The sequence below is a fragment of the Cytobacillus purgationiresistens genome, from assembly GCF_030813235.1.
Classification (GTDB): domain Bacteria; phylum Bacillota; class Bacilli; order Bacillales; family Cytobacillaceae; genus Cytobacillus; species Cytobacillus purgationiresistens.
This window is the reverse complement of record NZ_JAUSUB010000001.1, coordinates 232,538-245,680: the sequence shown is the minus strand read 5'-3', so window position 1 is coordinate 245,680 and position 13,143 is coordinate 232,538. Positions and strand designations below refer to the sequence as shown.

Sequence of the window (13,143 nt, the reverse complement as noted above, 5' to 3'; positions counted from 1 at the left end):
ACTTCTCTTCTATAGTGTATTCTCAATCAACCTGACAAACATTGGCAATCCGGCTGAAATACATTAAGACTTTAGAATGAGACTTAGGGAGAGCAGAGTCATTAAGTGGTAGTTTTACTCTCTTTCACTGCTTTCACTGCATTTTCCCGCAAACGATATTTTTGTATTTTCCCTGAAGCTGTCATCGGATAAGCATCCGTGAATTCTATATATTTCGGAATTTTATGACGTGATATTTTTCCTTTACAAAAGCTTCGGACATCCTCACTTGTTAGCTGCGTCCCTTCTTTTACAATAATCCAGGCAACAACTTCCTCGCCATACACTGCATCAGGTATTCCAACAACTTGTACATCCAGGATATCTGGGTGGCTGTAGAGGAACTCTTCAATCTCACGCGGATAAATATTTTCACCACCGCGAATAACCATATCTTTCAGTCTTCCCGTTACTTTACAATAGCCATTTTCATCCATCACTGCCAAGTCTCCAGTATGCAGCCAGCCCTCTACATCTATCGCCTGCTTTGTAGCTTCAGGGTTTTTATAATATCCCTTCATCACATGATAGCCTCTTGAGCATAGTTCTCCTTGGACACCGTATTCAACCTCATTATTCGTGCCCGGCTCAACAATTTTCACTTCTACATTAGGCAATGCTCGCCCGACTGATTCTACCCGAAGCTCGATTGGATCATCCGTTCTCGTTTGAGTTATGACTGGCGATGATTCAGTTTGCCCATAGCAAATAGTGATTTCGCCAGCTCCCATTTTCTCTATTACAGCCTTCATCACCTCTATTGGACAATTCGAGCCTGCCATCACACCTGTTCGCAATGTAGAAAGTTCATATTGTGCGAAATCTGGATCATTTAATTCGGCGATGAACATCGTTGGCACCCCATGAAGTGCGGTACATTTCTCATCTTGGACCGTCTGCATTACCCGTTTTGGGTTGAATTCCTGGACAGGAACCATTGTAGCACCGACAGATACAGAGGCAAGTGTACCAATTACACAGCCGAAGCAATGGAAAAATGGGACTGGAATGCATAAACGGTCTGTTTTCCCCAGCTTCATGCAGCTAGCAATGTTATAAGCATTGTTCACCACATTATTATGTGTCAGCATTACGCCTTTAGGAAAACCGGTTGTTCCTGATGTATATTGCATATTAATGACATCATCTGGATGTAGGCTGTCTAATCTTTGTTCCAGCTGATCTTCAGTAACACTTTCACTTAACCCTAGAATATCATCCCAGCTATATGTACCCGGAAACCTTTTATCTCCAAGAACAATTACATTTTTCAAGAATGGAAGTTTATCACTTTTCAACCGACCTGGTTCGCTCGTTTTAAGTTCAGGTATAATCTCATACAACATGTCTATATACGAATCATCTCTGAATTTTTCCATTAATAGTATGGTAGTAGCATCTGATTGCTGCAATAAATATTCCAGCTCTGCTGTACGATAATTCGTATTTACCGTAACAAGCACTGCCCCGATTTTTCCTGTTGCAAATTGGGTCGTTACCCATTCCGGCGTATTTGTCGACCATGCAGCAATATGCTCCCCCTTTTCAAGTCCAAGCTTCATCAATCCTTTAGCTACTTTGCGGCAATGTTGATTAAATTGCTGATAGGACATTCTTAAATCTCTATCGGCATATACGAGAGCTTCATGATTAGGATGGAGCGCTGCTTTTTCTTCTAAAAGCTTCCCAACTGTTATTGATAACAATTCAGACATTCTTTCATCCCCTTTTTGTAATCAGTCATTCATCCTTTAATAAAACGCTTACATTTATATTGGTTGGAAGAGAACTAGTAGGTATCGCAAATGAATAAGAATATTTAATATATTCTTATTCATTTGATTGAATTCCTGCTTTCTTGGTTAAAAATTAGATTAATACTCTCATATCGTATAAATATTCATGATAATGCTATTTTGTTCGATGAATAATCGAGTGTGCCATCTCCAGCCCTTCATTCTTTACTCCCTTTCCATCACCAAAAATGTACACTTATCATTACTAAATTCCACCTTTGATACAAAGCCAAATTTCCGATAGAGACGAATCGCCCGTACATTAAAATTAGCAACTGTCAGCCTATGTGACTTGTTAAGGTGAGCTTGTTCTGCATCGTTTAAAATATAGGATAGAAATTCGCTACCCATTCCCTTGCCGGTCTGAGTAGGTTTCATTCCAAGACCAATATCAATGCAGTCCAAGTCATATGCACTATATTCATTTCCTGCTGGAACCTGTGCTGATTGTCCATAACAAAAAAAACCTAATAATTCCTCGCCATTGAAGGCTGCATAATAATGATTTGATACCATTTCTTGAACAGATTCTTCATTTAATTTATTATTATAAAAATCATATGGTGGTTCATATTTCCAAGTCAAAATTTCGCTGGCTAATCTTTCATTCATATCTATGTGTGATAAATTCATAGTTTCACCCTTTAATTTATAAGTATTTTAAACTTGATTCGACACTCAAAAGAATAGTCCTTCTGTATTCTTACCTTTCTTCCATCTAATTGAATGCATCCATTTATGCCAGACTCTTCTTTTCCACGATTATTTTAAAAATTGGGTTATGCTTGTGATTAATTCAGGAACAATCGGTAAATCAGGATTGAGATACGTTGCAAGATTTCCATCTTCATCCGCTGGTGCTTTTTTGAGAATATGATTCATTTCTTCAATAATGAATAACTCGGCTGTTGATTCTGCCGCTTTTAACATTTCTGCTTCCCTATGGGGAACTTGAAGATCATAGGTCCCATTGATAATTAATATAGGCGCATCTATATCGTTAATCACTGTTTTTGGTTCATAAGCAAACCATGAAATTAAATATGGCTGAACTGATGGTCTAAATAATGCCTGGAGCTCTGGAGATAACTGATCAACGGTTTTACCTTTTCTTAATTGTTCAATGGCTTCCTTTGCTTCTTTCATTAATTCTGGCGGTAATTGTCCTTGTAATTGATCTAATAATATAGCATCTGCGGATCTAGCAGGACCAGCCATTGAAACAAAGGAATCTGTTTTGCTTTTAATAGAAGCTAGCATCCCTATTAGCGACCCCTCACTATGACCGATAATGCTGACTGTAGAAAATTGAGAATCAGCTCTTGCGTACTCTACAAGTGCTTCAGCGTCTGTAACAAAATCCTCCAGCCGCAAATCTTCTTCCTTCTCTTCTAACTTTGCATTATCGCCTATTCCTCTCTTATCATAGCGAATGGATGCTATTCCTTCTGCTGCTAGGCTCTCTGCCAGCATCTTTAAGCTATCATTTTTCCCTGGTGCACCAATCGTATTGCCATTTTTATCTGTCGGTCCAGAGCCAGCTATAATGACGGACAATGGATAGGGGCCATCTCCTTCAGGCAACTGAAGCGCAGCTTTTAACTTACCTCCTTCTGTGTCAATTTCAATTTCAGTATAAGTCTTTTCTTCCTCTTCATAAGGTGTAAGCTCCAAAGGAAATGTTCCGCCATTTTGTGAAAAAGTGCCTTTTAATTTCCCCTCACTCAAGCTGAGTTTGATGGCAATTTTTGATCCATTCAGATTCATTGTCAAATTGGCATCGTCACTATTGTATACAACATTAGAAAATGGATAATCTACTAGATTTTGCACTGGTACAGATAAAGTCCCTCCTTCTTCTTCCAGCTTCAATATGATTGATAATGGAGATTGAGGGATATCGATAGATCCTTCCCACGCCCCTAACATTTCCTCATTGATCGTCATATTCTCATCCTCTTTTTTTTCATTAGAACAACCTGAAATCAATATGATCAAACTTATAAATACAGCTTTATATATCGCTTTTTTCACAGAAAAAAACCCCCTCCACACATTCGTACGGAAGAGGCTTAAAAAAGATTCAAATTTCAAAATAAATCAATCGCTTGGACTAGTTTTACTGTCCTTTGATACTTCAGCCGTTTTACGATTAAATAAACCTGCTTCTTTCGCTGAGCGAATCGCAATATATACAAATGGACCTGCAATAAGACCCAATACCCCAAAGAAAACAAATCCGAAATACATAGATAACACAGTTGGGAGCGCATTTAATCCAATTGAATCGCCTAAGACTTTAGGTTCAATAATTCTTCTTACAATTAATAAAACAAATGCCAATATCATGAGCTGAATACCCATCACTGAATTTCCGAGTAAAATCATAATTAATCCCCATGGAACAAGCACAAGTGCTGGTCCAACATAGAGAGGAATTATATCGACAATCCAAATGATAAAGGACATAAAAAGGGCTATTTTTGGTGAAATGAATAGCAAACATACATAACAAATTAGAAATACTCCAACGCTCAAAATGAATTGTGCTTTCCAATATCCTAGAAAAACAACTCCCATCTTTTGCGTTACATAGCGAAGTTTATTTGAAGTTTCCGTTTTAAATAATTTGAAAAAATTGTTTTTGATTTTTGGAAGTTCCAAGCTGAATAAAAACAAAATAATCAAATAAAAGATACCTACAAATAGCATATTAGGAATCGCTTGTAACCAATCAGCTAATAAGCCAATAAAATTTGTTACAAATTGTAAAACCCGGTCCACTATACTGTGAGTGATATTGTTCATCTCAGTTATAAGGAGATCTCCTTCGGGAATACCCTCTAGCGATTGTTGGAGATTCTTCACTGTACTATTAATTGCCCTTTCAATTTCCGAGGCATATTGAGGAACCAGCATCGACCATTCATATATTTTACCAAATACATATTTAACACTTATGTATAAAATAAAACTGCATATCACAACGAACAATAAGAATACGATTGTCACCGAAAGAAGCCTTTTCTCGCTTTTTAAGTACTTTTGCAGCATTCGAATAAACGGTTCAAAAATCAAAGCCGTCAATAAAGCAAGCAAGACTGGCATGAATGCTGAAAAATTCAGATAGATAAAGATACCTGCCAAGATTAAAGCAAGAATCAAAAATCCTTTTTTTAACATAGATTTACTGAATTTCATGGATCCTCCTTAAGATAAACTGGTTTTTTCAATAGTTATTCAAAGCTTTGATTAAAAAATAGTGTAATAACTCAAATGTATTTATGGTTATAGTCTTTTGTGTATATTACGGTTAATCTATGGCTGAAATTACTATAGATATGAGAATGCTATAGAAACATAATTGTTCCCATCTATCTATACTATCACCTACTAGGCTCTATTTCATCACAGCTTGCCTCATTTTCGATAAAAAAATGAAAAGCGTCTATAAGCATATCCTTTACCCAAAATCTTTTATGCATTTTGTTGTATAATATAGTACTATGTTTTTAATATCCAAATAGACTTTAACTTGAAGCTTTTGCGAATTTGAAAGGAGTTTTTTAAATCGAAATCATCCGCGCAGATCAACTCGATGACCATATAAAACAGGAAATGAGCGCAATTTTTGTCGAAGGATTTGGAAAACACTTCACTTTCTTTTCAAAAGACTCGAATCGTTTGAAACTTACTTTTTCTCATATGTTTAATTCAAACTTTTTCTATGTTGCAATAGTGGATGGAGAGGTTATCGGCATGATAGCTTGCACAGATGGAAAAAATCCTTCCGTTAGCATTCAAGGGAAAGAATTTCGCAAACACCTAGGATTAGTGAAAGAAACGCTAGCAGCATTTATACTCAAGCGAGAATTGTATCTGGGGAAGGAATAGCATCCATTGAATTTGTTACGGCTTCTCTTAAGCATCGAGGGCAAGGTGTAGCTTCATCGATTATGAACCACATATTTTCACTTTCTCTATATAATGATTATGTATTGGAAGTTGCCGATACGAATACAAATGGTGAAACTTTAGAACAATTAGGCTATAAAGCGTTCATTCGTGTTAAACAAAGAAATAGTAAAATCAGCGGGATAAATTAATTATTATATTTAAAATATAATAAGACCGACTGATACAATATAAGGTCAAATTGTATCAGATTAAAGATAGTAACCAAGGATGTTCTCGATTCTGTTTTTGTATGGCGGAGTAAAGCCAGTCTGATTGTTCCATTGTTACATGTGACACGATGTTTTCAAAATCATGATGATCTTGCTTCCTCGTCTTTTTGGATATGTATAATAAAACAATAGCGGGGTTTAAATATGGCATATTATATTCAGACATAAATATAACTTTTTCGATTGGATTAGTAATGGACGGATCTCTTCTAAATATCCACTCATTCTCTTTTTCTTCATTAAGCAATATTTCCAATTGAAGTGATTTCGTCTAATGCACTGCATGAATTTCATGAATAGGTAAACATAAAAAATCATCCTCCCAAGGAGTAAGAATCCCATTCATTACTTTTGAAAAAGCCCACTCATGCATATACTACTTTAAATGATGTTGATGTTTACGAAAAATACTTATTTCAATATCATGGTGGCTTCTCGCTTCTGTGCCAATATGTAAGTCTATTGCTCACCATCCTGCAATGCACCATGGATATTTAAAGTCATTCAAATTTGCGGCCAAATGATGGCATTCATGAAAAGACATCGATTCCCGCTTAGCTTTATCATTCATTTAATAATGGTATGATATTGATAATAGGTTCTTCATAAGGATGGACTGACTGAATAATTTCTTTCGCTTCATCCATGCGATTATTAAGGCATCTAAACTCCAGTCTGCATTCAGTCCCCGATGATATGACTCCTTTTTCTCCATGAAAAGGTTCCGCTTCTGCCAGAGGGCGCCAAAAGCCTTGCACATGAGTATAAGATACAACTTGATCATAATTGCCCACCGTTAACATACCAACACGATTTAATTGATTTCTCATCTCTTCAATATATTTTTCCGGCAGCAGAATTTCAAACTTCACATATTTGATATTCATCTCACTCTCCTCTCTTTATTTTAAAAAACTGATGGCCAAAATCTTGCCTTCAGTTTATATCATACTATTCATCCATCGTTTATCCTATAGAATGTTCCACTTTTGTTGCAAGAAGTCTCGGAACATCAAGGATTACTATTCCTATGATAGAGATGAAGATGCTGATAATAATTAATGATACCCAGGGTATTAGTTTCTTCTACTAGTTACCCAACGGACTTGATTTCCTCTCTTCCGGGCACTAGGTGCGCTAACTAGTTACCCTTTTGACTTGTTTTCCTCTCTTCCGGGCACTAGTTGTGCTAACTAGTTACCCTTTAGACTTGTTTTCCTCTCTTCCGGGCACTAGGTGCGCTAACTAGTTACCCTTTCGACTTGTTTTCCTCTCTTCCGGGCACTAGGTGCGCTAACTAGTTACCCTTTCGACTTGTTTTCTTCTCTTCCGGGCACTAGTTGCGCTAACTAGTTACCCTTTTGACTTGATTTCCTCTCTTCCGGGCACTAGGTGCGCTAACTAGTTACCCTTTCGACTTGTTTTCCTCTCTTCCGGCACTAGTTGCGCTAACTAGTTACCCTTTCGACTTGTTTTCCTCTCTTCCGGGCACTAGTTGCGCTAACTAGTTACCCAACGGACTTGATTTCCTCTCTTCCGGGCACTAGTTGTGCTAACTAGTTACCCTTTCGACTTGTTTTCCTCTCTTCCGGGCACTAGTTGCGCTAACTAGTTACCCTTTCGACTTGATTTCCTCTCTTCCGGGCACTAGTTGCGCTAACTAGTTACCCTTTCGACTTGATTTCCTCTCTTCCGGGCACTAGTTGTGCTAACTAGTTACCCAACGGACTTGATTTCCTCTCTTCCGGGCACTAGTTGCAAACTTTATCACACAGAGGCTTTATTTTGCTCTCGACTAGAATTTGTTCTTTCACCAGTCAATCACCTCAACATTCCAGATAAAAAGAGTGCCCTATAAAAATTTCATAGGACACCTGTGGTTTTTTACTGAAATTTATATTCAAATACGAGTTCTTCCTGTTTTGTATCTTCAAACCATTCCTTGCCCTGATATTTAAAATCTAGTTTTTGCATTATTTTTGCGGATGCTAGGTTGTTCGTATCTGCGGAGGCATGTATGGTTTTTACTTTTCCATGATTTTTTGCCATGTTTATACATGATATAATTGCTTCTGTTGCATATCCTTTTCCCCAGCTGGTTTGTCTAAAGTGGGCAATGATTTCAATTTTTTTCACGGAATCGGTTATGTTAAATCCAGCAGTGCCTATTAATTCTCCCGAACTTTTCTCAATGACTGCATATACAGATAATCCATAGGTTTTGTGACATTCTTTATACCATTGAATGATTTTAGAAATCTTTTCTTTCGCTATGGCTCCACCGCTTAGTTTCATGACTTGGGCATTGGACCAGATCATTTCTACAGCAGCCTCATCTGAATGATCCAGCACTTTTAATGCTATCCTTTCCGTTTCATGTACAATCATTGAATCACCCTTAAATATTTGTATTTTATGATTAGCAATAGAAAGACCCAAAAAGATGGAGTTCACCGTTGTTTAATGGTGGATGGAGCTTTACAGCAAATGGGCACTCTCTTCTATTACTCAGAGTGTCTGCCACCAATGTATTGCCTTCAGACGGTTCTTTAAAAATGATATTTAACTCGCCAACCCTTATTCTTGCCTCATTACTATCTATTTCAACCGCGACATTAAATAACTTTGCCCACGCTTCCGTTGGCACTTGTTTATTCTCTACTGCAAAATAAAGTGAATCTACTTTTGTTTCAAGTAGTTTTTCATCCAGCAATCCTTGCTCTTTAAATTCAGCATAGCGGCATTCGTCGTCCTGCTCCCATTGAATAAAAAACGGGAAAGGAACGTCGCCAGTATTTTTTAAGAATAACATTTTCCAATGAATAGTTACTCCGTCTTTCCGTTTGCGGCTCCCGTTAAATATCGGCAATGGTTCAAAGCCTTTTGTTTGGAAGGACTTGCTTAACTCCTCGATCGCATCTGTTCGAAAGCAGAGCTGTCCGATGCCTTCCCCGTCACTTAAATCCGATACTAACTGCGAGATTAAAGGATTATTAGACCTTGCTGCGATCGACTCTTCTTCTACTGCTAAAAATTCTATATAAGATGAATGTAAATAAAGCAAACTATTATAGCTGCCCCACTGCTCATGACTTCCGCCAACTACTGCTTTAAATCCCTGTCTTTGCAGCTCATCTACCGCTTTGCTTGGGTTATCTTTAATAAAATGTACAATATGATCGAGTGTTAAATTCATATCAGTATCCTTCCTTTCTTTCAAACCAGGCAAGACTTAATAACCGAATTCCTTCTTCTATTTTCTCAGTGGATATTCCTCCAAAACCGAGCATAATTAATGATCTAGGGTGATCTTTTTTTATCAGCCAAAAACTTGATGTGGAATATACTCGAATATGGTTCTTTTCTGCTTTAAGCATTAAATCGTGTTCATCCCGGCCCTTAACATTTAATAAAAGATGAAGACCGGCTTTTTCTCCGATTACTTCTACCTTATCACCCATATACTTATTTATTACTGATAACAGCACTTGATGTTTGTCATGATAGATTTTTCTCATCTTGCGAATGTGGCGCATAAAATCACCAGTGATCATAAATTGCTGTAAAGCTCTCTGAAAGATCGGCGAAACAGACTGGCTATGAAACTGGTAGTTCTCTTGATATGTATCAACTAATGAAAGTGGCAGGACTATATAGCTTGTTCTTAATGCCGGCAGAAACGATTTAGAAAACGTTCCTAAATAGAGGACACGTCCATCTGTATCCAGAGATTTTAATGAAGAGATTGGATGCCCTTCGTATCTGTATTCTGAGTCATAATCGTCTTCAATAATATAGCTGGACGCTTCTTTTGCCCAATGAAGCAGCTTCATCCTTTTCTGAATAGACAATACCATACCATAGGGGAATTGATGAGATGGTGTAACATACACCGCTTTCGCATGACTGTCTGTTAATTCGTCTATACAAAGACCGTCCTTTTCAATAGATATGGGAATTGTTTTACATTTATGCTGGCTGAAAATTGCATGTACACCATCATAACCTGGATTTTCCATTGCTACTTCCTGCCCTTGCAGCTTAAGAAGTTGGCAAATTAAATCCACGGCTAATTGTGTACCGGCGCATAAGACGATTTGCTTTGGGTGGCAGGATATCCCCCTGGAACCGTATAAATACTTCGATATTTCTATTCTTAATAATTGATCTCCTTGTTTTTCTCCATAATGAAAAACATCAAAGTTCTCTTCACTCATAGCCTCACGCATATACTTTTTCCATCGTTTTATCGGAAAATGAGCTAAATCGATATCTCCATATTGAAAGTCGACATGTGGTGCTTCATCCAATCTTACCGCTGAAAAGCTAGGTGGGTGCAAATCACGAATTATCGCTTCACTTTCAAGCGGCAAGACTATTAAGCCACTTCTTGGCTTGCTTTCTACATATCCTTCTGCCAATAGCTGTTGATACGCACTTTCCACTGTTGTTTTACTAATATTTAGATGAATGGAAAGCTGTCTGATCGATGGCAATTTAGCAAATGATTTAAGTTCACCTTGTTCAATTTGTTCTTTCAAAAACGAATAAAGCTGTATATATAAAGGACTATCTGAGTGAAAAATTGGCGTAAGCATCGATAAACACCTCATCTGACCTCTATAAAACTATAAAAACTGTCTATTTTAAAAAGGTCATATTTTTCTTATAATCATTCTAACATAGAAAAAAGGGAGATGAATCGCTGATGAGACAAGAAAAACTAAAATGGGCTGAACAACCTGCTATAAATGAGTTTATTAAAATAGAAAGAACAGGTTATTTAGGTTTAACGGACGGAGAAAATCCTTATGTAATTCCTTTAAACTATGTTTGGTTGAATGATTCAATTTATATTCATGGTGCAGCGGAAGGAAGAAAAATCGATATCGTGCAGGAGAATTCATCCGCTTGCTTTACTATCAGTCGTGATCTCGGGACAATGACAAGCCCTATTCCAGCAAAAACAGATACTGCTTACAAAAGCGTCATTGTTTTCGGAGAGATTCATATCGTTAAAGAACTGAAAGAAGCACATGAAGTGATGGAGCATTTTCTTAATAAATATGTTCCGGGTTATTATGATCAGCCACTTTCTAAAACTCATGTTGAGAAATATCGGTCATCTCTAGGCAGTAAAACAGTTGTATTGAAACTCACTCCAAGGAGTATTAGTGCGAAAGCTAATCATTATGATGAAGCGGTTTCCTTCTATCCAGGAAGACAAGTAAAGATGGATTTAGGAAAATGAGGAGTATATTACCAATCATTTTTTTTGAATTATTATGCGAAAATGGGTTTCCAAATCTTCATTAAACGATTACAATGGATAAATAGATAGAAAATTCCATCCATTTACCTAGGAGGTATGTGCAGAATGAAGATTATGAGTAATGAACAATTGGTCGTCTCGTATCGTGATGCATTGAAAACAGGGTCAGAGAAAGAATGGATAAGGATACTGAAAATGGAAATTCAAAAAAGAGGCCTAAGGCCATTTAAAGATTAAAAATGGAAGAGCGAGAGTGCTATCACTCTCGCTCATTTTAATTCTTCAGTCAGACCTCTTCTTTATTATTATTTTATTCGCCTCTACAATTTCGTTAAAATCTTTATTGTTTAATACACCCATCTTTTTAAACAGAACGGAATACTTCAATATCCGATTCTTTCTGCCGCCCATTTGAATCACTCCTGCTTTTATTCTATATTATTCCTCTCTTCAAAAATGTTTCCTAAACGAAACATTTTTATGTATGTGTTGGAGCATTTAATAAGGTATTTGTTTTTAATTTTGACATTGGCGAAATTGCAAAAAAAAAGAGCGGAAAAAAATTCCGCTCTTTTTTCATATTATGCTTCAAAAAGTAATGACTCAGGGTCTTCAATCAGTTCTTTTACTCTCTTTAGGAAAGTAACCGCTTCTTTACCATCAACGATTCGGTGATCGTAAGAAAGGGCAATATACATCATTGGACGGTTTTCCATTCTCTCTGCATCAATAGCTACAGGCCGAGTTTGGATTGTGTGCATTCCTAGAATACCTACCTGTGGTCCATTTAAAATCGGTGTAGATAATAATGATCCGAATACACCGCCATTTGTAATTGTGAATGTTCCGCCTTGCAGATCAGAGATAGCAAGTTTATTATCTCTTGCTTTTTTCCCAAGACCCATGATATCTTTTTCAATTTCTGCAAAGTTCTTACGATCAGCATCTCTTACTACTGGAACAACTAGACCTTCATCAGTTGAAACGGCAATACCGATATCATAGAACTTTTTAAGAATTAATTGGTCGCCGTCAATTTCAGCGTTTAACAGTGGGCTGCGTTTCAATGCTGCAACAACTGCTTTAGTAAAGAATGACATAAATCCAAGCTTAACATCGTTGTCCTCTTGGAATTTGTCTTTACGTTTTTTTCGCAAGTTCATCACATTCGTCATATCGATTTCATTGAAAGTTGTCAGCATTGCAGCTGTTTGTTGAACTTCAACTAAACGTTTAGCAATCGTTTGACGACGACGAGACATACGCACGCGTTCTACAGGCTTCTCACTGTTTTCTTGAGCAGCAGCCGGTTTAGCAGCAGGTGCACTAGATGATGCTGATTTTGCTGGTGCTTGTTTTGCTTGCTCAGGGTTAAAAGCAGCAACATCTTGTGAACGAACTCTTCCTAATGGATCAGCTGTAGGAATTTGTGATAAATCAATACCTTTTTCTCTAGCAAGCTTTCTTGCAGCCGGTGAGGCAACTGTACGTTGTTTACTTTCATCCGTGTCAGCAGGTGCTGATTCAACTGGTTTTGCTTCCTCAGCCGGTTTTTCTTCAGACTTTGGTGCTTCTTCTTTTTTCTCAGCTGCAGGTGCTGGTGCCTCTCCACCTTCATTTACAATCGCGATTGTATCGCCAACATTAACTGTGTCGCCTTCTTCAGCCTTTAACTCAGCTAATACACCGCTATGCTCAGAAATGATTTCAACATTTACTTTGTCTGTTTCTAATTCAACGACATAGTCGCCTTTATTCACAGTATCACCAGGTTGTTTAAGCCATTGTGCTACTGTACCTTCTGTAATAGATTCTGCCAATTCTGGAACTTTGATCTCTGCCACAATTT

At 37.3% G+C, this 13,143-nt stretch carries 15 protein-coding genes; 4 read left to right on the top strand and 11 right to left on the bottom strand.

What is annotated here, in order from left to right; translation table 11 throughout:
• Positions 1-101 precede the first annotated feature (101 nt).
• From J2S17_RS01295 to ytvI, 4 genes are all read right to left on the bottom strand, one after another.
• Positions 102-1,745, bottom strand: a complete 1,644-nt coding sequence (locus J2S17_RS01295) for an AMP-binding protein (protein ID WP_307471575.1) — start codon at positions 1,743-1,745, stop codon at positions 102-104.
• Between the two features lie 255 nt (positions 1,746-2,000).
• Entirely contained in the window at positions 2,001-2,447 is a 447-nt protein-coding gene (locus J2S17_RS01290) for a GNAT family N-acetyltransferase (protein WP_307471127.1), read from the bottom strand.
• A 150-nt stretch (positions 2,448-2,597) separates the two neighbouring features.
• The gene (locus J2S17_RS01285; protein WP_307471125.1) at positions 2,598-3,869 is read right to left on the bottom strand and encodes an alpha/beta hydrolase family protein; all 1,272 of its coding nucleotides are present in this window, start codon (positions 3,867-3,869) and stop codon (positions 2,598-2,600) included.
• A 66-nt stretch (positions 3,870-3,935) separates the two neighbouring features.
• Positions 3,936-5,036 carry a sporulation integral membrane protein YtvI gene (gene ytvI, locus J2S17_RS01280; protein WP_307471124.1) on the bottom strand — a complete coding sequence of 367 codons (1,101 nt, stop codon included), beginning with the start codon at positions 5,034-5,036 and terminating at the stop codon, positions 3,936-3,938.
• Between the two features lie 417 nt (positions 5,037-5,453).
• Here ytvI and J2S17_RS01275 point away from each other — a divergent pair, with 417 nt between their 5' ends.
• The gene (locus tag J2S17_RS01275; protein ID WP_307471122.1) at positions 5,454-5,729 is read left to right on the top strand and encodes a hypothetical protein; all 276 of its coding nucleotides are present in this window, start codon (positions 5,454-5,456) and stop codon (positions 5,727-5,729) included.
• Positions 5,730-5,791: 62 nt separating this feature from the next.
• On the top strand, positions 5,792-5,941 hold the full coding sequence (locus J2S17_RS01270) for a hypothetical protein (protein WP_307471120.1): 150 nt from the start codon (positions 5,792-5,794) through the stop codon (positions 5,939-5,941).
• Positions 5,942-5,996: 55 nt separating this feature from the next.
• On the opposite strand, the gene J2S17_RS01265 is transcribed toward J2S17_RS01270, so the two are convergent.
• The 5 genes from J2S17_RS01265 to pdxR form a co-directional block, all read right to left on the bottom strand.
• Positions 5,997-6,278: a hypothetical protein gene (locus tag J2S17_RS01265; protein ID WP_307471118.1), complete on the bottom strand. Its 282-nt coding sequence runs from the start codon at positions 6,276-6,278 to the stop codon at positions 5,997-5,999.
• 307 nt (positions 6,279-6,585) lie between these two features.
• A complete protein-coding gene (locus J2S17_RS01260) occupies positions 6,586-6,909 on the bottom strand; it encodes a YqfO family protein (protein ID WP_307471116.1) in 324 nt (107 codons plus the stop codon).
• Between the two features lie 997 nt (positions 6,910-7,906).
• Positions 7,907-8,410, bottom strand: coding sequence for a GNAT family N-acetyltransferase (locus J2S17_RS01255; protein ID WP_307471114.1), 504 nt, complete (start codon positions 8,408-8,410; stop codon positions 7,907-7,909).
• A 31-nt stretch (positions 8,411-8,441) separates the two neighbouring features.
• A complete protein-coding gene (locus tag J2S17_RS01250; RefSeq protein ID WP_307471112.1) occupies positions 8,442-9,218 on the bottom strand; it encodes a VOC family protein in 777 nt (258 codons plus the stop codon).
• Between the two features lies 1 nt (position 9,219).
• Positions 9,220-10,620, bottom strand: a complete 1,401-nt coding sequence (gene pdxR / locus J2S17_RS01245; protein WP_307471110.1) for a MocR-like pyridoxine biosynthesis transcription factor PdxR — start codon at positions 10,618-10,620, stop codon at positions 9,220-9,222.
• A 110-nt stretch (positions 10,621-10,730) separates the two neighbouring features.
• Here pdxR and J2S17_RS01240 point away from each other — a divergent pair, with 110 nt between their 5' ends.
• On the top strand, positions 10,731-11,273 hold the full coding sequence (locus J2S17_RS01240) for a pyridoxamine 5'-phosphate oxidase family protein (protein ID WP_307471108.1): 543 nt from the start codon (positions 10,731-10,733) through the stop codon (positions 11,271-11,273).
• 126 nt (positions 11,274-11,399) lie between these two features.
• The gene (gene sda / locus J2S17_RS01235) at positions 11,400-11,531 is read left to right on the top strand and encodes a sporulation histidine kinase inhibitor Sda (RefSeq protein WP_307471107.1); all 132 of its coding nucleotides are present in this window, start codon (positions 11,400-11,402) and stop codon (positions 11,529-11,531) included.
• A gap of 45 nt (positions 11,532-11,576) precedes the next feature.
• Here sda and J2S17_RS01230 read toward each other — a convergent pair whose 3' ends face one another.
• Positions 11,577-11,705: a hypothetical protein gene (locus J2S17_RS01230; protein ID WP_307471105.1), complete on the bottom strand. Its 129-nt coding sequence runs from the start codon at positions 11,703-11,705 to the stop codon at positions 11,577-11,579.
• Between the two features lie 170 nt (positions 11,706-11,875).
• Entirely contained in the window at positions 11,876-13,138 is a 1,263-nt protein-coding gene (gene odhB / locus J2S17_RS01225; protein ID WP_307471103.1) for a 2-oxoglutarate dehydrogenase complex dihydrolipoyllysine-residue succinyltransferase, read from the bottom strand.
• Positions 13,139-13,143 lie beyond the last annotated feature (5 nt).

What these genes read in the sequence shown, in the direction of transcription:
- J2S17_RS01290 (WP_307471127.1), bottom strand. Translation starts at nt 2,447, where the DNA reads ATGAATGAAAGATTAGCCAGCGAAATTTTGACTTGGAAATATGAACCA.
- ytvI (WP_307471124.1), bottom strand. Translation starts at nt 5,036, where the DNA reads ATGAAATTCAGTAAATCTATGTTAAAAAAAGGATTTTTGATTCTTGCT.
- J2S17_RS01275 (WP_307471122.1), top strand. Translation starts at nt 5,454, where the DNA reads ATGAGCGCAATTTTTGTCGAAGGATTTGGAAAACACTTCACTTTCTTT.
- J2S17_RS01270 (WP_307471120.1), top strand. Translation starts at nt 5,792, where the DNA reads ATGAACCACATATTTTCACTTTCTCTATATAATGATTATGTATTGGAA.
- J2S17_RS01260 (WP_307471116.1), bottom strand. Translation starts at nt 6,909, where the DNA reads ATGAATATCAAATATGTGAAGTTTGAAATTCTGCTGCCGGAAAAATAT.
- J2S17_RS01255 (WP_307471114.1), bottom strand. Translation starts at nt 8,410, where the DNA reads ATGATTGTACATGAAACGGAAAGGATAGCATTAAAAGTGCTGGATCAT.
- J2S17_RS01250 (WP_307471112.1), bottom strand. Translation starts at nt 9,218, where the DNA reads ATGAATTTAACACTCGATCATATTGTACATTTTATTAAAGATAACCCA.
- pdxR (WP_307471110.1), bottom strand. Translation starts at nt 10,620, where the DNA reads ATGCTTACGCCAATTTTTCACTCAGATAGTCCTTTATATATACAGCTT.
- J2S17_RS01240 (WP_307471108.1), top strand. Translation starts at nt 10,731, where the DNA reads ATGAGACAAGAAAAACTAAAATGGGCTGAACAACCTGCTATAAATGAG.
- sda (WP_307471107.1), top strand. Translation starts at nt 11,400, where the DNA reads ATGAAGATTATGAGTAATGAACAATTGGTCGTCTCGTATCGTGATGCA.
- J2S17_RS01230 (WP_307471105.1), bottom strand. Translation starts at nt 11,705, where the DNA reads ATGGGCGGCAGAAAGAATCGGATATTGAAGTATTCCGTTCTGTTTAAA.